This window comes from Acinetobacter sp. YH16051 (genome assembly GCF_013417135.1).
In the GTDB taxonomy this organism is placed as follows: Bacteria; Pseudomonadota; Gammaproteobacteria; order Pseudomonadales; family Moraxellaceae; genus Acinetobacter; species Acinetobacter towneri.
The window spans coordinates 40,608-59,117 of sequence record NZ_VPEN01000012.1 but is presented as its reverse complement, the minus strand read 5'-3'; the positions used below and the strand labels follow the sequence as shown (position 1 = coordinate 59,117).

Sequence of the window (18,510 nt, the reverse complement as noted above, 5' to 3'; positions counted from 1 at the left end):
TGAACTGCTTGCGTCTTGTGACCAATTCTTCTGTCACTGCCTGAATAGTTTGACTGTGCAAGTTGCATTCTTTCGATGTGCCTTTCGTGTATTTTGCAAGGTCGTATGCTGAAAAGAATTGTTGTTTTTGTTGTAGGTGTTTGAAACACAAATCATTGACATAATTCCAGACGAAATTGACTTCGGTCGCTAGTTGGTTTAGTACCTTGCAATGTTTGTCTTTTATGCGTAATTTGAGTGTCTTCATCCAATTATTTTAACAGTATTTTTCTTAATAGTGACTATATTACAAGTATTTAAAACGACATTTCGTGTCGTTCATATGGTTTACTCCAGTCGCTTATATCCTCGTGCTGAACCACGAGGTTTTACGCTCCAGTGGATAAAAATTATTTTGCTAGAAACAACTAAATAATTCCTAAAAGTTTTTAAATTAATAAAAATGATAAATTAGATTTATACAAATTCGCGGTTATAATCAAATTAATGAAAAAATTACCCAGTCCAGTGGAGTAGATCTGACATGGCAGGCGAAAACCAACAAGCACAAAATCCAGCTGCAAAAACTTTGTACGACAAATTGTGGGATGATCACTTGGTCACTCAACGTGATGATGGCTCGGCTTTATTGTATATCGACCGTCATTTATTGCATGAAGTGACTTCTCCACAAGCCTTTGAAGGTTTGCAACTTGCAGGACGTAAGCCGTGGCGTTTAAGTGCCAACGTGGCAACGCCTGACCATAACGTACCAACGTCTAAGAAAGAACGTGCAGACGGTATTGCAGGTATTGAAGATGATACCTCACGTATTCAGGTACAAACTTTAGATGACAACTGTAAAACCTTTAACGTGGTGCAGTTTGACATCAACGACATCCGTCAGGGGATTGCGCACGTGGTTGGGCCTGAGCAGGGCTTAACTTTGCCAGGTATGACCGTAGTTTGTGGTGACTCACATACAGCGACTCACGGTGCATTTGGGTGTTTAGCGCATGGTATTGGGACGTCTGAAGTTGAACACGTATTAGCAACCCAATGCTTAGTTCAAAAGAAAATGAAAAACATGCTAGTGCGTGTAGATGGCAAATTAGGTCAAGGCGTTACACCGAAAGATGTCGTTTTAGCGATCATTGGTAAAATTGGTACTGCAGGCGGTACAGGTCACGCGATTGAGTTTGGTGGTCAAGTATTCCGTGATATGTCGATTGAAGGACGTATGACAGTATGTAATATGGCGATTGAAGCAGGCGCGCGCGTAGGTATGGTCGCTGTGGATGACAAAACCATTGAATACGTGAAAGGTCGTAACTATGCACCAAAAGGCGAGCAATGGGATGCAGCAGTTGCTTACTGGAATACTTTACACTCAGATGAAGGCGCGCACTTTGACACCGTAGTGGTATTACAAGGCGAAGAAATTGAGCCGCAAGTGTCTTGGGGAACTTCACCTGAAATGGTCATTCCAGTATCACAAGCCGTACCAACTTTAGAGCAGGCGAAAGATGATGTACAGCGCAATGACTGGACGCGTGCTTATCAATATATGGGCTTAACTGCAGGTCAGTCTTTGGCAGATATTCAATTAGACCGCGTATTTATTGGCTCATGCACCAACTCGCGTATTGAAGATATTCGTGCAGCCGCTGAAGTGATTAAAGGTCGTAAAGTTGCAGCAAGCATTAAACAGGCGATGGTGGTTCCGGGTTCTGGTTTAGTTAAGCAACAAGCGGAACAAGAAGGCTTAGACAAAGTGTTTGTAGAAGCAGGCTTTGAATGGCGTGAACCAGGTTGTTCAATGTGCTTGGCAATGAACGCAGACAAATTGCAACCGGGTGAACACTGTGCATCGACTTCAAACCGTAACTTTGAAGGTCGTCAAGGTAACGGTGGTCGTACCCATTTGGTGAGTCCAGCAATGGCAGCTGCGGCAGCAATCGCAGGTCATTTTGTAGACGTACGTTCATTCTAAGTTATGCCTTCATCCCAGCCTTCTCTCAGAGAGATGGCGTTCCCTCTCGCTATAGCAGAGGGCAAGGGAGAGGTTACGGATTCAGTGAGAATTAAACATGAAAAAATATACCGTTGAACAAGGTATCGTTGCACCATTAGACCGTGCCAATGTCGATACAGACTTAATCATTCCAAAACAGTTTTTGAAATCTATCAAACGTACAGGTTTTGGCGATAACTTATTTGATGAATTGCGTTATTTAGATGAAGGTTATCCGGGTCAGGACAACTCAAAACGTCCGATTAATACTGAGTTTGTATTGAATCAGCCGCGTTATCAGGGTGCTTCAATCTTAATTTCACGTGCCAACTTTGGTTGTGGTTCAAGCCGTGAGCACGCACCTTGGGCATTGAATGAATATGGTTTCCGTACCGTTATTGCACCAAGCTTTGCCGATATTTTCTTCAATAACTGCTTTAAAAACGGCATGTTGCCTGTGATCTTGTCTGAAGAGCAGGTCGAGCAATTATTTAAAGAATGTGCGGCGACTGAAGGCTATCAATTAACCATCGACTTGGACGCACAAGAAGTACGTACACCAAGCGGTACGGCATTTAAATTTGAAGTAGATCCATTCCGTAAACACTGTTTATTGAATGGTTTGGATGATATTGGCTTAACATTACAAGCAGCCGATGACATTCGTGCTTATGAAGAGAAAACTAAGCAGTCGCGTCCATGGGTTTTTGCCGAAATTCAGGCATAAATTCGCTGAAATTTGTCATAGCATCGCTGCCTAACTCTTGCTAACATCGGCACATAATAATTTTTATATTTTGTATCTAACAGGTGAGGTTGGGCGCGAACAATGACTAAAATTTTCGGTCGGCTTGCTGTCATTGGATTATGTATCACCATGCTAAGCGCATGCCAAACGTGGAATACAGCACGCATTAAACAGGTGAAAGAAACTGAACAAAGCAAATCCAATGCACTGATTTACTGTGCGGGTACAGATGATTGTGAGTTTGAGCGTTTAAATACGGTCACAATTGTCGATGCAGAAAAACATCGTGTTACACGTGCTGCCATTCAGGAGGGTTTAGTGCGTTTACAGGAATCATCCTTAAATAAATCCAATGCCTTGTATTTATCTGTACCGCCTAAACAACATGAATTGGTGATTCGCTTTTATCCCATTTCTAAAGATCGTGCAGAAAAACTGCATGTAATTCATAAGTTTAATGCCAAGCAAAAATATACCTTTAGAATGTATCGTGATCGAAGTCGTACTAAAGGCAGCTTATTAAATGTGTCTGCGCCAGATCCTTTATGTGTAGATTTGGTGCAAAACAACAAAACCATTCGACGTTTTTGCAAACCCTACAATGTCTTAAATGGCTTGGGTGAGTTTGTAGAACAAAAAATTTAATCCCACAGTCTTTGACTGTCATGAACAATGGAAACTCTCATGTCAAAACATATTTTGATTTTAGCTGGTGACGGCATTGGTCCAGAAATTGTGAAAGCTGCTGAACAAGTGCTGACACGTGTCAATGAAAAATTCAATTTGGGTTTGACTTGGGAACAAGGTTTATTGGGTGGTTCTGCAATTGATGCACATGGCGAACCGTACCCAGCAGTGACATCTGAGCAAGCGAAAAAAGCCGATGCAATTTTATTGGGTGCAGTTGGTGGTCCAAAATGGGACAACATTGAGCGTTCAATCCGTCCAGAGCGTGGCTTATTAAAATTGCGTTCAGAACTCAATTTATTTGCTAACTTACGTCCTGCAATTTTGTATCCACAATTGGCAGATGCTTCAAGCTTAAAACCTGAAATCGTATCAGGCTTAGATATCTTAATCGTGCGTGAATTGACAGGTGGTATCTATTTCGGTCAGCCACGTGGTATCCGTGAATTAGAAAATGGTGAAAAACAAGGTTTTAATACCGACGTATATGCTGAGTCAGAAATCAAACGCATTGCAAAAGTAGCGTTTGAAATGGCGAAATTGCGTGGCGGTAAAGTATGTTCGGTGGATAAAGCCAACGTACTGGAAGTGACTGAATTGTGGAAGCAAACCGTGACTCAGTTACATGCAGAACAGTACCCAGAAATCAACTTGTCGCACATGTATGTCGATAACGCAGCGATGCAATTGGTACGCGCGCCAAAACAATTTGACGTATTGGTGACAGGTAACTTGTTTGGTGACATCTTGTCTGATGAAGCGGCGATGTTGACAGGTTCTATTGGTATGTTGCCATCTGCATCTTTAGACGAAAATGGCAAAGGTATGTATGAGCCTTGCCATGGTTCAGCGCCAGATATCGCAGGTCAAAACTTGGCAAACCCATTGGCAACCATTCTTTCTGTGGCAATGATGTTACGTTACACCTTCCGCGAAGAAGCGGCAGCAAAAGCCATTGAAGATGCAGTAGGCAATGTATTAGATCAAGGTTTACGTACTGCCGATATTATGTCTGAAGGCATGAATAAAGTTGGTACTGTTGAAATGGGTCAAGCAGTCGTTACGGCACTCAACTAAAAATTTAAGCGATTTAACCTATCGCTTACAGCTCAAAATCAAATCATTAAACGCAGTCTTCGGGCTGCGTTTTTTTATTGGTTTTGTACTTTCAGAGTGTTTTAGCTAGGAGACTTAACAGCGTTGTCCCGAAACATACACTGCGGTAGCAATACTCTGCTGTAGGCGAAAATACAAATCACAAGTCAGTGCAACATCGTAACTTTCATGACTCGGGATACCGATATTTAACGGAACAGCACCAATACCTGTAGTGGGATGCTGCGCCATAGGGATCGGAACACGTACAGGACGAATAATGATACGGTAATGTAGCAATTGAGGGGTAGCTTGAGCTGTACCAAGCTGTTGATAGCCAATTTGGCTTAATTGCAAATGGGTCAGGATATATTGGCTAGATTGACCAATAAATTGCTGTAAATACGCATCGCGGTTTAAAGTGGAATGCGGTGGATTACTACTACACGCCACTAAACTGAGCGCAAAAAGACCTGTTATACAAGCAACGCAGGATCGAAATAACATGCTTTTTCTCCCTTGCTCAAAACTTTATTGTAGAAGGCAATGCAAGAAAAGAATGTGGTGATTCGATAAGCGGCGGGGACGAATTAAAGGCTAAACAGAATTTTTTTAAGTGAACGTAAAAAAGCCACTCCGAAAGTGGCTTTAGCTTACTCTAAAACTTAGCGTGCGCGATAAGTGATGCGACCCTTGGTTAAGTCGTAAGGTGTCATTTCAACTTTCACACTGTCGCCTGTTAAAATACGAATATAGTGTTTACGCATTTTACCAGAAATGTGAGCAATCACTTCATGACCGTTTTCTAAACGTACACGAAACATAGTATTAGGAAGCGTTTCGGTGACAACGCCTTCGAACTCGATGAGTTCCTCTTTATTGGCCATAGCCTACCTGAGTATCAAATTGGAAAGGCGCAAATTATAGGCAATTTTTCTGAAAAAAACAAGATGCTTTACCCTATACACAGCGCATCTGTTAGTAAAATAAGCGAATCATCGGTTTATACTTTTTCTGTAAAAATGGGCTTGGGTAGGTTGTCAGTTCGGTCAATCGCAGTTAATCTAATTTCAATCTTTTTAAGTATAAATGAAGTACATACAAGGAAGGTTTTTGCGTGGGTCAGCTAACTGATGCATCGGTTGTATTGCGTTTAGGCTACCAAGCGATTCGTCGTGCGGGGTTGCCAACCGAAGATATTTTAACAAAAGCAGGTGTGGCCTTAAATCAGGTCGAAGCCAATGAACGTACGCCTTTAAATGCACAATATGCGTTTTGGGTTGCGGCTGAGGAAGTCAGTAAAGACCCTGATATTGGTTTACATCTGGGGGAACATTTGCCACTTTATCGCGGGCAGGTGATTGAACATTTGTTTATTTCTTCAGAAAACTTTGGTGAAGGCCTAAAACGTGCTTTGGCTTATCAACGCCTGATTAGTGATGCTTTTGATGCCAAATTGGTAGTGGAAGATGGACGCTGCTATTTAACCAATGGCGTGCAGCCGTGGTCAGAAAATATCGTCAATCGTCATTTTTCTGAATGCGCCATGTCGGGTGTTTTACGCTTCTTTAAATTCATTACCGAAGGTCGTTTTCAGCCTATTTATATTGACTTTAACTTTAGTGATGGTGCTGCAGATGATGAATATTTCCGTGTCTTTGAATGTCCTGTGAGTTTGGGGCAGAAAGAAACGCGTTTGTATTTTGATCCGAGTATTTTGGATTATCCACTGTGGCAGGCAGAACCTGAGTTATTGCAATTACACGAACAGTTGGCATTGGAAAAACTGCAGGAACTGGCGCGTTATGATTTGGTTGGTGAAGTGCGCCGTGCCATTGGTTCGACCTTAGAAAGTGGAGAAACGACACTAGAAACAGTGGCGGCACAATTGAATATCACGCCACGTCGTTTGCGTACCCAATTGAGCGAAGCCAATACCAGTTTTCAGCAAATTCTGTCCGATTATCGATGTCGTTTGGCTAAACGATTATTATCGAATACCAATGAAAGCGTGGAGCGGATTGTGTACTTAACGGGTTTTTCAGAGCCAAGTACTTTTTATCGTGCTTTTAAACGCTGGACCAATGAAACTCCAGTGGAATATAGAAAACGTAAACAGCGTTAAGTTTGAAAATTTAAAACCTTTCCTAAACAGAATCCTCCCTAAATCCCCCTTTTTCAAAGGGGGGACTTTCGTTTTTAACGCCTCGAAATGGAGCTCCTCTCTTTGGAAAAGGGAGGTAGGGAGGGATTAAATTATTCCGGCATGTTTAACCAATGTGGCCCTAAAGGAACTTTCGGTAAATCATACTGTTCAGGATAATGTGCCTGAATAAAATACAAGCCATCTGGCGGGGCAGTAATCCCTGCAGCTTTACGGTCTTGAGCTGCAAAAATTTGGTCAATATGTGCAATGTCATACAAACCTTGCCCGATCTCCAATAGACAACCCATGATATTGCGAACCATGTGATGTAAAAAACCATCGGCTTGAATATCTAACACTAAATAATTGCCGTGACGAATTAAGCGGCAATGGCTGACATGACGGACAGGCTGATTGGACTGACACGCTGCGGCACGAAAGCTTTCAAAATTATGTGTCCCTTCAAATTTCTGCGCAGCCGCAATCATTTTATCGACATCTAAGGGATAATAAGCGTGAGTGACTTGTTTGTGCAGCAAGGCAGGGCGTTGTGGATTGTTATACACCACATACCGATAACGCCGTGCCTGAGCCTTAAAACGAGCATGGAAGTCCATATCCATCGTTTTAATCCATTGAATTGCAATGTCTTTGGGTAGTTGGCTGTTGGCACCCATCAACCAACCGCGTTCAGGGCGAATGGCATGCGTATCAAAATGTGCCACCATATTGGTTGCATGCACGCCTGCATCGGTACGTCCTGCACCATGTAAAATAATGGGTTCATCGGCAATTTTGCTCAGAACTTTTTCAATGGTTTCCTGCACACTAGGTACGCCTGCTTGCTGGGTCTGCCAACCCCGATACCGAATGCCACAAAACTCAATTCCGATTGCAAAACGCTGCATAATCACCTCAAATCACACTGAAGACTGCCAATGCGCATACCACTGTGCAAGGCTGTCGTATTGTAAATACATTTTTAAGGCTTTGGCATAAAGATCTGCGTGACTTTGGCAATCACTGATTAAAATTTTACTGTCCTGTAACCACTGGCTGATCGCATAGCGTTGTTGCATGCCACCAAAAGTGACTTGGGTGGTGAGAATCACGGCACATTGTTGAGCTTGTAAGGCCTGAATTAACTCAATCACTTCGGCATTGACGGCCATATTGCCTGTACCATAACTCTGTAAAATGAGGCAGTGTGGTGGCTGTTGCTGTAAGGCTTTTAAATTATCGACCAAAGCGGAAATGGCAATTGGCTGTAACATCCAGTTCAGGCAGTTAAAGTGCTGGGCTTTTTCAATATGTTGAGTGCTAATGTTGAATGCTGGCTCATTCTGCGATTTGTTCTCCGTGTAAACCAAAGCAGACTGACCTGTAAATGCATTTAACTCGGTGGTGTGTTGTTTCAGTGCCGTTGCGGCATGAATCAGTTGCTGATGGAAGGCCAGATATACTCCCTGAGTCACTTGATGAATCTGTTGTAAAGCAAAATTTAGGTTGTCCAAGGCATCACTAAATTCACGGGTATCTGTGCCTTGTGCATTGAGTAAGGGATATTGGCTACCCGTGAGAATGACATGGGTACTTTGCGCTAAAAAACGTGCCAAGACTGCGCTGGCATAGCTGAGGGTGTCGGTGCCATGTAAAATAACGAAATGTTGAAAATCATCGTGTTGTAATTTTTGAATATATTGAATGAGCTGTAACCAGTCTGCTGCTGTGCAGGCACTACTGTCTTTAATGACAGGGGCAACAAAACATTCAATCTCTAAATTTAGGGGCAAGACCTGTGCCAAGCGTGGCAGGAATTGCTCGGCAGGCATTGGGCTTAGTGGTTCACCGACACAGCCAAAAGTGCCGCCCATATAGATTAACGCAATTTTTTTCATCATAAAAAAAGCAGTCAAGAATGACTGCTTTATCTTAATCTGATTTGAATTAAGAAGCGATTTGATTCAGTAACTGATCGGCACGTTGGCGTTGTTCAGCAGAGTAATTTGCATCTTGTTCGCCAAGTAAAGCTTTCGCAGCATCATAAGCGCCCAACTCTACATATTGGCTCGCTAAGTCTAAGTTCAACTGAATTTCATCCACTTGATATAAGTCTGGGAATGATTTCACCAATGGATCATTCAGATCAACATCTGTACTGACAACGGTTGCAGCAGGTTCATGTGCAATACTTGGTGCAGCAATGATTTCTGGTTCAGTTGTAGGTTGAAGATTGGTTTCCGCAGCAGGCGTACTGTCAAATGTGAAATTAAAATCAGGCGTTGCAGGTTCAGCTTTTGCTTCAACTGCAGGTGCACTTTCTGGTGTAGAAAAATTGAAGTCTAGACTTGGGGCTTCGACTGAAGAAGCTTCACTTATTGTTGATTCTGGGGCTGCTGTTTCTGGTGCTACTGTGGTTTCAGCTGGGCTTGGTGTTAAATCAAACGTGAAGTCGAGCGGTTTAACTTTCTCTGCAGGGCTTGCACTTGGTTCAGCTGTAATCGCAGGCGCTTCAGTTTTTACTTCTGTTGGTGCAGAATCGAGTGAGAAATTAAAATCCAGTGCCGCAGGTTCTGCTTTGACTTCAGGTTCGGCAGCAGGGCTGAAATTTAAGGATGAGGTGTCAAATTTCAAAGCTGCTTCAGGTTCTGCAGTTTTATTTGAAGTCAGTTCGTGCTGTAACTGGTCAAAAGAAGCCGTTTGATTTGGCGTACTCACAGGTGCAGTAAAATCTAAGCTGCTTGGAGCTGCAGTCGGCGCTTCATTTGCTGATTTTTCAGCAATATCTTCATGTGCATGACTGGCTTTTTTTGCTTCAGCTTGTGACAGAATATCGTCAAGCTCTAAAGAGCGTAAATGATTCAGCAATTGATCAATTGCAAATTCATCTTTTTGTTGTAAATGAATATCAAGCAATAACAAATACAAACCATGCAATGAGTTATCATGTTTTAATGCTTGGTTAATTTGCGCTTCTGCAGCAAAGAAATTACGCTCTTTGATCAGGTTTTCAATGTTAGTTTGGATTTTTACAGGGACAGGGGTAGAGTGTTGTGGAGTTGGAACAACCTCTTCAACCACCACCGATTTCTGGGCAACTTTTTTGGTAGTTGTGGTTTTCTTGGCACTGGTTTTGGCTGGCGCTGCTGTTTTCTTGTTGCTTGGTTCGGCTTCTTTACTTGCTTCACGCTTTTTCAAGAAAATTGCGATCACCAGTAATAAAATAAACGGAATCACATAAATCAGCATGTTTATACCCCTTGAGGATGTGGTCCCTGTTTGACCTTATCCAAAAAAATCATTGTGTGTAACATTTAGTGTTTTGGCTTATTTGCGGCTTGTTGTTTTTGCAATTGTTGTTGCAGTTCGGCAAGGCGCGCGTTGAGTAATTGAATTCTGTGATCCTTCTGACGTAATGCCAATTCTAATTCTGTTACGTTTCTCTGTAATTTAACGGTTTTCTCGCGGGATGTCATAACTTTTAATGACAAGTCACCCGAAGTTTGTGTGGATTGTGTGTTCTTCTTGGCAGAACCGTGGGTCGAGTCTTGTTGATTATCTGCCACAAGGCTCATTTCTGCTTGATTTAAACGATATTTGGCTTTGCCTGATTGTGGTGCACTGGCCGTTTCTGGTTGTGGAATTGCGGCTTTTTTCTCTGGTTTAGAGTTAGCTTGTGCATGTAAGTTTAAGGTCGCACCACGACGTAAACGATTGGCATCGCCTTGAATAAAAGCATGCTCATTATTGGCTTTAATTTGTTGCATCACTTCGGCAACAGGGCGATTGTTTTCGCCCGCAATGCGTGAGGCAATGGCCCATAATGATTCATTCGATTGCACTACATGTTGAGTATTGACCGTAGGCTTCGCTGTTACAGGGCTTGGTTTAGCTTGTGTAGCCGCTATTTGTGCAGGCTTTTTCGTTGCAGCAGCAGGCTGAGTTTGTGCTAGTTGCTTCGTACGTTGCTGTTCAGCAAATTTTTGTACCAATGGATCAGCCGATTGTTGTGCGGTGACTGAAGTGGTGGCTGTAGATGCTGTCGGTGTTGGGTTGTTATTTGTCTGTGCTGGCGCTACTTTTGGGGCAATCACAGTCGTATTTTCACTTGCTGCGCTACGGCTTGGTGCAGTTTGAACCACCGTCACTGTTTGATGGTTTAATGCAGGTGGTGTATTACGTTTAATGGTTAACGGTGCTTCAAAAGCTTGTTGTTCAATTGCTTTAGGCGTTTCAACCTGATAGTTCGCACTTACGGGTAAATTTAAAGCAATGTCTTGCTCATTGACAATCATGACAGGCGTTAAAGCTTGTTCATTACTGCGTTGCATAGCGGCCAATGGCGCAGGTGCACTGCGTTTTAATGGTGTACGAATATGTTGCAGGCGAGTTGCATTACCTTCTTTAATTTTGACCACAATATTCAACTCAGACTCGGTTAGAGGTCGAGATGAGGTAATGGTGATGACCCCTGTACCGTTGCTGTTACGACGTGTAAAAAAGTTAAGATGACCAGGCGGACGGTGGCTCGCACCAATCGACATCAGATCTTCGGCCGTAGCTAAACTAACATCAATCGCTTCATTCACATTCGATTGACGAAAGTTGATTTCGGCATAGAGCAATTCCCCAGTTGTTGACTGAATTTGAATCGGGTCAACATTCATTGCATACATTTGCTGTGAAGCCAAAATAGATAAAATGGCGATCTTTAATTTGTTATATACAGTCATCTTAATTGTTAGCTCGGTCATTTATCGCAAGGCGAAAAGGATAGAGTAGCGAGTTGTAGGTCGATTGTAAAATATTAACACGTTGATTACATAAAAAAGCCAGTCAAATTTGACTGGCTTGTTGAGATTGATCACAGAATCAAAAATGATTCAGTGCTCAAGACGAAGCTTAAGCATTTTTGTAATCAATTAAGATGCGTAACATACGACGTAATGGCTCTGCTGCGCCCCAAAGTAATTGGTCACCTACAGTGAATGCACCAAGGTATTCTTTACCCATGTTCATTTTGCGTAAACGACCAACAGGTACTGTTAAAGTCCCTGTAACTGCAACTGGGGTAAGATCGGTCATTGATGCTTCGCGTGTATTTGGTACCACTTTTGCCCATTGGCTTGATTGACGAATCATATCTTCAATTTCGTTCAGTGGAACGTCTTTTTTCAGCTTCAATGTGATTGCCTGAGAGTGACAACGCATTGCGCCAATACGCACACAGTGACCATCAATTGGAACAATCTGCTGATTGCCTAAAATCTTGTTGGTTTCAACCTGACCTTTCCATTCTTCTTTTGACTGACCGCTTTCAAGCTGTTTGTCGATATATGGAATGAGAGAACCCGCTAAAGGCACACCAAAGTTTGCCGATGGGAAACCTTCGCCACGTTGTAATTCGGCAATTTTAGAGTCGATGTCTAAAATTGGTGAACGTGGGTCATCCAACAAGTCTTTGGTGTTGTTATACAAGTAGCCCATGCCTGTGATCAGCTCACGCATGTTTTGCGCACCTGCACCAGAAGCTGCTTGATAGGTCATTGAAGTTGCCCATTCCACCAAATTGTTTTGGAATAATGAACCCAAGCCCATCAACATGAGTGAAACAGTACAGTTACCGCCCACAAATGTTTTGGTGCCATTCACCAAGCCATCTTTAATGACATTCATGTTGACTGGATCAAGTACGATAATCGCTTCATCATCCATACGTAGGGTAGATGCAGCATCAATCCAGTAACCATTCCATCCTTCAGCTTTAAGCTTCGGGAAAACGGCAGAAGTGTAATCACCACCTTGACAGGTAATAATGACATCCATTTGCTTCAGACTTTCAATATCTGTTGCATCCATAAGTGCTGGAGCAGTCTTACCACCAAATGCTGGTGCTTCACCACCAGCATTACTGGTAGAGAAATAGAATGGTTCAAAATGAGCAAAATCATTTTCTTCAACCATACGTTGCATAAGGACGGAACCCACCATCCCGCGCCAACCGACCAGACCTACTTTCATGCCACTTTGCCTCGGTGCGTTAAAAAACAATAAAGGAATATAAGTCTATCAAAAGGGGGCGCAACTGCAAGCATTACATGAACAAAACATGAGTATTATTGAGTGAAATCTCTTGTTTGTGTTACATACAAAATTGATAACTTTGGTTTTCATGTAAAAACGACAAAAAATACAAAAGAGTAAAGCAAGATGATTTGGGTAAAAGGGCTTGCAATATTAGTCATTTGGTTAAGTTTTTGGTCACTGATTCCACGTGATGAATGGTGGATTCGGGGCGCAGATTTTCCACGTTTACAGATCTTGGTTTTAGGCATCATTGCCTTTGTTTTGCTACTGATTTGGGAGCAGACGTGGGATGTGTCTAGCCAAGTGATTTTAATTGGACTGATTGCGGCTTTGGCTTATCAGCTCAAAATGGTCTTGCCCTACACCTTGCTGTGGAAAAAACAGGTCAAACAAGTTCGTCCAGAACAGCTAAATCCTGAAAAACAAATTTCATTAATCGTGTCCAATGTTCTGACACCAAATCAGAAATATCATCTGTTGATTGAACATATTCAAGCCTTAAAACCAGACTTGGTATTGACTTTAGAAACTGATTTGGCATGGCAACAAGCCTTGTCTGTGATTGAAGCCGACTATCCTTATCGGGTCGCTGTGCCTTTAGATAATTTATATGGCATGCATTTGTATAGCCGTTTGCCATTAAAAGACAGTGAGATCAAATTTATTCTGAGTGATGAAATTCCATCTATTCATACCAGTGTGATTTTGCCTTCGGGGCAGCCTGTACAGTTGTATTGTTTGCATCCTAAACCACCAAGTCCTACCGAGGCCGAAGATTCAACTTTGCGTGATGCGGAGTTACTCATCGTGGGCGATCAAATTAAAGATTTAGATGAAAGCTGTATCGTAATGGGCGATTTAAACGATGTGGCATGGTCACGTACGACACGATTGTTTCAGCGGATTAGTGGCCTGCTTGATCCACGCGTTGGGCGGCACTATATCAATACCTTTCATGCCGATTATCCTTTATTGCGTTGGTCATTAGACCACGTTTTTCATAGTACTGATTTTGCATTGGTGGATATGCAGCGTTTAGCACATATTGGTTCAGATCATTTTCCTGTGTATGTGGTATTGCAAACTGGGCGGGTGTTTGATCGAATTCAGGAAGAACTGCCGCAAACCGATGCCGATGAGCAGGAAGCACAACAGGCGATTCAGGATGGGATTGAAAAAGCAGAGCAAGAAGAAAAACTGGTGACCGATGAAATTGCACAACCGTATAAAGCACAGGATAAATCGGTTTAGAAATTAAACGAAAAGTGTACGAAATGGCTTACACGGATTTAGGCACATGACGCATGGTTTATTCTGACTGATCTGGTTAAGATTAATTCATCAGCACAAGGACTCGGGAACGGAATATCCCATTAAGGAAGACGACGCTGAGGGATAAACATCAAGGATATGATGTAGGTAAGGAACGCCATACAATAAAATAACAATAAGTTTTGAAAGCACAACCTCATGAGCCCGAGTTTTACAGGATGTAGAACTCGGGCGATGATTTTTTAGGGCTTATTTTTTTCATTCTCATTGTTTTTAAACAAATTAAATTTCAATCAGCTCGATTCAGTTTTAAGGCTTTAGGTGTGTTTTGACTGCAAAACTTGCTGATATAAATCTAAGGTTTGATGACACATATCTGCCAAGCTGAACAATTCAACAGGGGTGACACTTTGCGGTATTTCCAGATGCAATTGCACTGCATTGAATAAAGCCACTTGGTCATCTGCTGCGATGAGCCCTTGCGGATACAGTTGTGACAAAATTTCAGCCACACCACCACGGTTCCAGCCAATCACAGGTGTTCCTACAGATAAAGCCTCAAGTGCAGTGCGTCCAAAGGTTTCTGCCTGATTGGAAAGTGAAAGTACAATATCGCTAAACGCAAGCCACTCGCGAATGTCAGAACGGTGTCCAACAAAGGTTATCGCTTCGGTCAGATGTTTATCCCGAATATTGCGTTCCAGTTCCTGTAAATAAGCTGCTTTTTTAACATCTGCACCGCCTACAACAACAGCATGAATCTGTGGATACTGGGTTTTTAATTTCGCAATTAGATCAATCAATGTTTCATGACCTTTTAAGCGGGTGATACGTCCCGGCAAACAAATTAAAAACTTATGTTCAAGTTCTGGGAAATCTTGATAGGTTTGTTGCATCCATTGTGCCGAAGGTTGATACCCGTGCGGAAATGCAGCAGGGTCAATTCCACGATAAATACGGACAATATCTTCAGGTGGACAGTTTTGATAATGATCACGAATGTATTTGACTACACTGTCAGAAACTGCGATCACTTTTTCCGCTTGGGTCATAATTTGGCTGTAACGGTTAACTGAATAAAAACCATGTACAGTTGAAATTAAGTGTGGACGTTTTTCGGCTGGAATACCTTTTAGGGAAAAATGAGTTAGCCATGCAGGTACGCGGGAACGTACATGCACAATATCAGGTTGATGTTGCATAATCAGTTGGCGTAAAGGACGGATTTGCCACAAGCTTGATAATGATTTTTTGTGGATGGCTAACTTTAAATGAGTGGAACCTTCAGCTTCGAGTTGGTTAACCATCCGTCCGCCATTCGACACCACCAATGACGTATGTCCTTGAGCGACCAAGGCTCGGGCGATTTCGAGCGTACCGCGTTCTACACCGCCACTGTTTAATTCGGGTAATAACTGCATGACTTTCATGAATCTTTCCTTCTGCCGTACAGATTAGTAAATACTGTCATAACCTTCGGGGCGGCTCTTAAACCGACGATGAAACCACATATATTGGGTAGGAGCGATCCGTAATTGCTGCTCAATAATGAAATTGGTGCGCGTTGCATCTGCAACTTCATCTGCGCTTGGGAAATCCAGCAGTTCAGGTTCAATCAAGACTTTATATTGAGGGTTGGAAAGCTCACCTGTACGGTAAAAATATAACGGAATTGCTGCGGCTTTGGTCATTTTAAGTAAACGACGATGCGCTGTAACTGTCGCAGCAGGCACGCCAAAAAATGGCGCCATAACACCTTGTTTTAAACCAAAGTCCTGATCTGGGCTATACCAAATGGCACGACCATTTTTTAAGTGGCGGATTAAACCACGCATGTCATCGTGGTCAATTTGATGACCGTAAATGGTGGCGCGACAACGGTAAATCAGCATGTCCAGTAAGGGATTGTTTTGTGGACGATAGACCACATCGGGGTCAAAATATTGTGCACAGACATAGCCACCTGCATCTAGCAGAGTAGAATGTGTGCCTAACAATAAAACCCCGCGACCATCTGCTTGGGCTTGCTGAATATGTTCCAAACCTTCAACCTGAGTGCGTCCTTTAAACCACTGTGGACAGTACCATGCATTTAAGGTTTCAAATACGCCCAGCATTTGATCAACAAAGACTTGGCGAGCATTTTCATGTACTTCAGCCTCGCTCCATTCAGGAAAACACACTTCCAAATTGCGTAACGTAGTTACGCGACGTGACTTCATGCTGTTAAAGGCAAGATTGCCTAAAAGCTGCGCCAAACGATACTGAATCGCCCACGGCAAAATGGCTAAAATCATCAGGCAGACAATGCCAATCCAGATGCCCCAATATTTTGGCAACAGGAAAGACCATTGAAATTCGCCTGGTTGATATTCAGTGTGTTGACTCATAATGACCGTGTAAAGTGTTGTATCGTTGCAGTTTAGCACGAACCGATTTTAAAATTTAAAAGCATACGTCCAATGGGAAAGATGCTTAAAATGGTTTTGCAAAGCTTTGGTATTGGGGACAAGTCCTGTGCTTAAAAAGTTAGGAATAATCACTTAAGCCAATATGCTTAGTTACCATTCGCTAAGTTTTCCAGTTCGTCCCAACGCTCTAGTTTTTTCAGCAGTTCTTCATCAATTTCAGCCAAACGCTGTGAGGCTTTGGTGGCTGCATTGGCATCTGTTACAAACCAAGAACCATCCGCCAGTTTTTCAGCCAATTCGGTTTGTTCCTGTTCCAGTGCTTCAATTTCACCTGGCAACTGCTCTAAAGCACGTTGATCTTTATAGCTCAATTTTACTTTTTTGGCCGTTGGCGCTGCTGCAGCTGCTTCGGCTTTGGCAACGGCTTTTTTAACATCACTTTTTTGATCAACTACAGTTTGGTCTGGGCGTTGCTGCAAGTAGTCCTGATAGCCGCCAATATATTCATCAATATTGCCTTTGCCATCAAATACCCAAGTCGAGGTCACCACGTTGTCCATAAAAGCACGGTCGTGTGAAATCAGCAATAAAGTACCCTTATAGTCGCTGAGCATTTCCTCAAGCAACTCTAAAGTGACCATATCTAAGTCGTTGGTCGGCTCATCCATTACTATCAGGTTAGATGGTTTGAGTAATAATTTGGCCAGTAAAATACGGTTGCGTTCACCGCCAGACAAGGCTTTAACAGGCGTGCGCGCACGTTCGGGTGAGAATAAAAAGTCTTGTAAATAACTATAGATATGACGACGTTGTCCGTTCACATCAACAAAATCTGAACCTTCAGACACGTTATCTTTGACCGACTTTTCCAAATCCAAGACGTTACGCAATTGGTCAAAATAGGCAATTTCCAGTTGTGTTCCTGTTTTGACAGAGCCGCCATGCTCAATTTCACCTAAAATGGCTTTAATCAGAGTGGTTTTACCGACACCGTTATCACCAACTAAACCAATACGGTCGCCACGTAATACCAATGTTGAAAAGTCTTTGATAATTGGAGCTTGATTGCCAAAGGCCACTTGTAAATGTTCAATATCAAAGACCAGTTTACCTGAGCGATTGGCTTCCTGCGCTGCCATATTGACTTTGCCTTGTTGGAAGCGACGTGCTTTGGATTCTTCACGTAAGGCTTTTAAAGCACGCACACGTCCTTCGTTGCGGGTACGACGTGCTTTAATGCCTTGACGAATCCATGCTTCTTCTTCGGCCAGTTTTTTATCAAACAGCGCATTTTGTTTTTCTTCAGCTTCAAGTTGCTGCGCTTTTAAATCTAAATAACGCGAATAGTTGCCTTCGTAGCTGCGTAATACACCACGATCTAACTCGACAATGCGGGTGGCGATACTATCGACAAAAGCACGGTCATGCGAAATAAACAGTAGAGTTAAATTATTTTGATCGAGTAAAAATTTTTCTAGCCATTCAATACTTTCCACATCTAAGTGGTTGGTCGGCTCATCTAGCAACAATACGTCAGGTTGGGTGAGTAGGGCACGTGCCAACAACACACGACGTTTACGTCCACCCGATAAATCGGCCAAGTCGGCATTTGGATCAAGTCCCATTTTACTTAAAATGGCATTGACCTTATTTTCTAGCGCCCAGCCATCAAGCTGATCTAGCTTGTGTTGCAAGTTCCCCATACGGTCACAGGCATCCATATCGCCCAATACACAGGCATCACTGGCTTCGTGATAGGCTTTTAATACTGCAGCAGCTTCGCCTGCACCATCAGCAACAATATCGGCGACTTTGCCTGAATCCATGGGCACATCTTGCGCCAACATGGCAATGGTGATGCCATTTTGAATAGACACTTCACCTGCATCGGGCAGTAAACTTCCTTCAATCAGTTTAAGTAGAGTAGACTTACCTTCTCCATTACGGCCAATCAAACACACTCGTTCGCCACGTTCTAGGTTAAAATTCGTGCCGTCGAGCAAGGCAGGTCCACCAAATGCGAGTTGGACATCCCTTAAAGTAATATAGGCCATAGTGTTTCCTAAAAAAT

16 protein-coding genes and 1 pseudogene are annotated in these 18,510 nt (G+C 42.7%); 6 read left to right on the top strand and 11 right to left on the bottom strand.

What is annotated here, in order from left to right:
- A pseudogene (locus FTV41_RS10670) lies at positions 1-247 on the bottom strand (RNA-guided endonuclease TnpB family protein); the annotation flags it as partial.
- Positions 248-523: 276 nt separating this feature from the next.
- Here FTV41_RS10670 and leuC point away from each other — a divergent pair.
- The 4 genes from leuC (at position 524) to leuB (ending at position 4,505) form a co-directional block, all read left to right on the top strand.
- The gene (leuC, locus tag FTV41_RS10665) at positions 524-1,972 is read left to right on the top strand and encodes a 3-isopropylmalate dehydratase large subunit (RefSeq protein WP_004976092.1); all 1,449 of its coding nucleotides are present in this window, start codon (positions 524-526) and stop codon (positions 1,970-1,972) included.
- A 97-nt stretch (positions 1,973-2,069) separates the two neighbouring features.
- A complete protein-coding gene (gene leuD / locus FTV41_RS10660; RefSeq protein WP_004976094.1) occupies positions 2,070-2,720 on the top strand; it encodes a 3-isopropylmalate dehydratase small subunit in 651 nt (216 codons plus the stop codon).
- Positions 2,721-2,822: 102 nt separating this feature from the next.
- The gene (locus FTV41_RS10655) at positions 2,823-3,386 is read left to right on the top strand and encodes a hypothetical protein (protein WP_154321072.1); all 564 of its coding nucleotides are present in this window, start codon (positions 2,823-2,825) and stop codon (positions 3,384-3,386) included.
- A gap of 39 nt (positions 3,387-3,425) precedes the next feature.
- Entirely contained in the window at positions 3,426-4,505 is a 1,080-nt protein-coding gene (leuB, locus tag FTV41_RS10650; RefSeq protein WP_004976098.1) for a 3-isopropylmalate dehydrogenase, read from the top strand.
- 114 nt (positions 4,506-4,619) lie between these two features.
- On the opposite strand, the gene FTV41_RS10645 is transcribed toward leuB, so the two are convergent.
- Together FTV41_RS10645 and infA are read right to left on the bottom strand one after the other, a co-directional pair.
- On the bottom strand, positions 4,620-5,030 hold the full coding sequence (locus FTV41_RS10645; RefSeq protein ID WP_179996536.1) for a hypothetical protein: 411 nt from the start codon (positions 5,028-5,030) through the stop codon (positions 4,620-4,622).
- 158 nt (positions 5,031-5,188) lie between these two features.
- Positions 5,189-5,410: a translation initiation factor IF-1 gene (gene infA, locus FTV41_RS10640; RefSeq protein WP_001284370.1), complete on the bottom strand. Its 222-nt coding sequence runs from the start codon at positions 5,408-5,410 to the stop codon at positions 5,189-5,191.
- Between the two features lie 230 nt (positions 5,411-5,640).
- Here infA and FTV41_RS10635 point away from each other — a divergent pair, with 230 nt between their 5' ends.
- Complete coding sequence (locus FTV41_RS10635; RefSeq protein ID WP_004976104.1) at positions 5,641-6,648, top strand: AraC family transcriptional regulator; 1,008 nt, start codon at positions 5,641-5,643, stop codon at positions 6,646-6,648.
- Between the two features lie 131 nt (positions 6,649-6,779).
- Here the strand turns inward: FTV41_RS10635 and truA are convergent, their stop codons facing one another.
- From truA to asd, 5 genes are all read right to left on the bottom strand, one after another.
- The gene (gene truA, locus FTV41_RS10630; RefSeq protein ID WP_154321070.1) at positions 6,780-7,577 is read right to left on the bottom strand and encodes a tRNA pseudouridine(38-40) synthase TruA; all 798 of its coding nucleotides are present in this window, start codon (positions 7,575-7,577) and stop codon (positions 6,780-6,782) included.
- A gap of 12 nt (positions 7,578-7,589) precedes the next feature.
- Complete coding sequence (locus tag FTV41_RS10625; RefSeq protein ID WP_004976109.1) at positions 7,590-8,570, bottom strand: asparaginase; 981 nt, start codon at positions 8,568-8,570, stop codon at positions 7,590-7,592.
- A gap of 46 nt (positions 8,571-8,616) precedes the next feature.
- Positions 8,617-9,918 carry a fimbrial protein FimV gene (locus FTV41_RS10620; RefSeq protein ID WP_179996535.1) on the bottom strand — a complete coding sequence of 434 codons (1,302 nt, stop codon included), beginning with the start codon at positions 9,916-9,918 and terminating at the stop codon, positions 8,617-8,619.
- Positions 9,919-9,983: 65 nt separating this feature from the next.
- Positions 9,984-11,423 (bottom strand): FimV family protein, encoded by a 1,440-nt coding sequence (locus tag FTV41_RS10615; protein ID WP_179996534.1) that lies wholly within the window; start codon positions 11,421-11,423, stop codon positions 9,984-9,986.
- A gap of 148 nt (positions 11,424-11,571) precedes the next feature.
- Positions 11,572-12,690, bottom strand: a complete 1,119-nt coding sequence (gene asd / locus FTV41_RS10610; protein ID WP_004976115.1) for an aspartate-semialdehyde dehydrogenase — start codon at positions 12,688-12,690, stop codon at positions 11,572-11,574.
- 189 nt (positions 12,691-12,879) lie between these two features.
- Between asd and FTV41_RS10605 the strand changes: the two genes are divergently transcribed.
- A complete protein-coding gene (locus FTV41_RS10605) occupies positions 12,880-14,007 on the top strand; it encodes an endonuclease/exonuclease/phosphatase family protein (protein WP_179996533.1) in 1,128 nt (375 codons plus the stop codon).
- A gap of 338 nt (positions 14,008-14,345) precedes the next feature.
- Here FTV41_RS10605 and FTV41_RS10600 read toward each other — a convergent pair whose 3' ends face one another.
- The 3 genes from FTV41_RS10600 to FTV41_RS10590 form a co-directional block, all read right to left on the bottom strand.
- The gene (locus FTV41_RS10600) at positions 14,346-15,458 is read right to left on the bottom strand and encodes a glycosyltransferase family 4 protein (RefSeq protein ID WP_004976117.1); all 1,113 of its coding nucleotides are present in this window, start codon (positions 15,456-15,458) and stop codon (positions 14,346-14,348) included.
- Between the two features lie 24 nt (positions 15,459-15,482).
- Complete coding sequence (locus FTV41_RS10595; RefSeq protein WP_104853025.1) at positions 15,483-16,418, bottom strand: lauroyl acyltransferase; 936 nt, start codon at positions 16,416-16,418, stop codon at positions 15,483-15,485.
- A 167-nt stretch (positions 16,419-16,585) separates the two neighbouring features.
- Positions 16,586-18,493 carry an ATP-binding cassette domain-containing protein gene (locus tag FTV41_RS10590; RefSeq protein ID WP_179996532.1) on the bottom strand — a complete coding sequence of 636 codons (1,908 nt, stop codon included), beginning with the start codon at positions 18,491-18,493 and terminating at the stop codon, positions 16,586-16,588.
- Positions 18,494-18,510 lie beyond the last annotated feature (17 nt).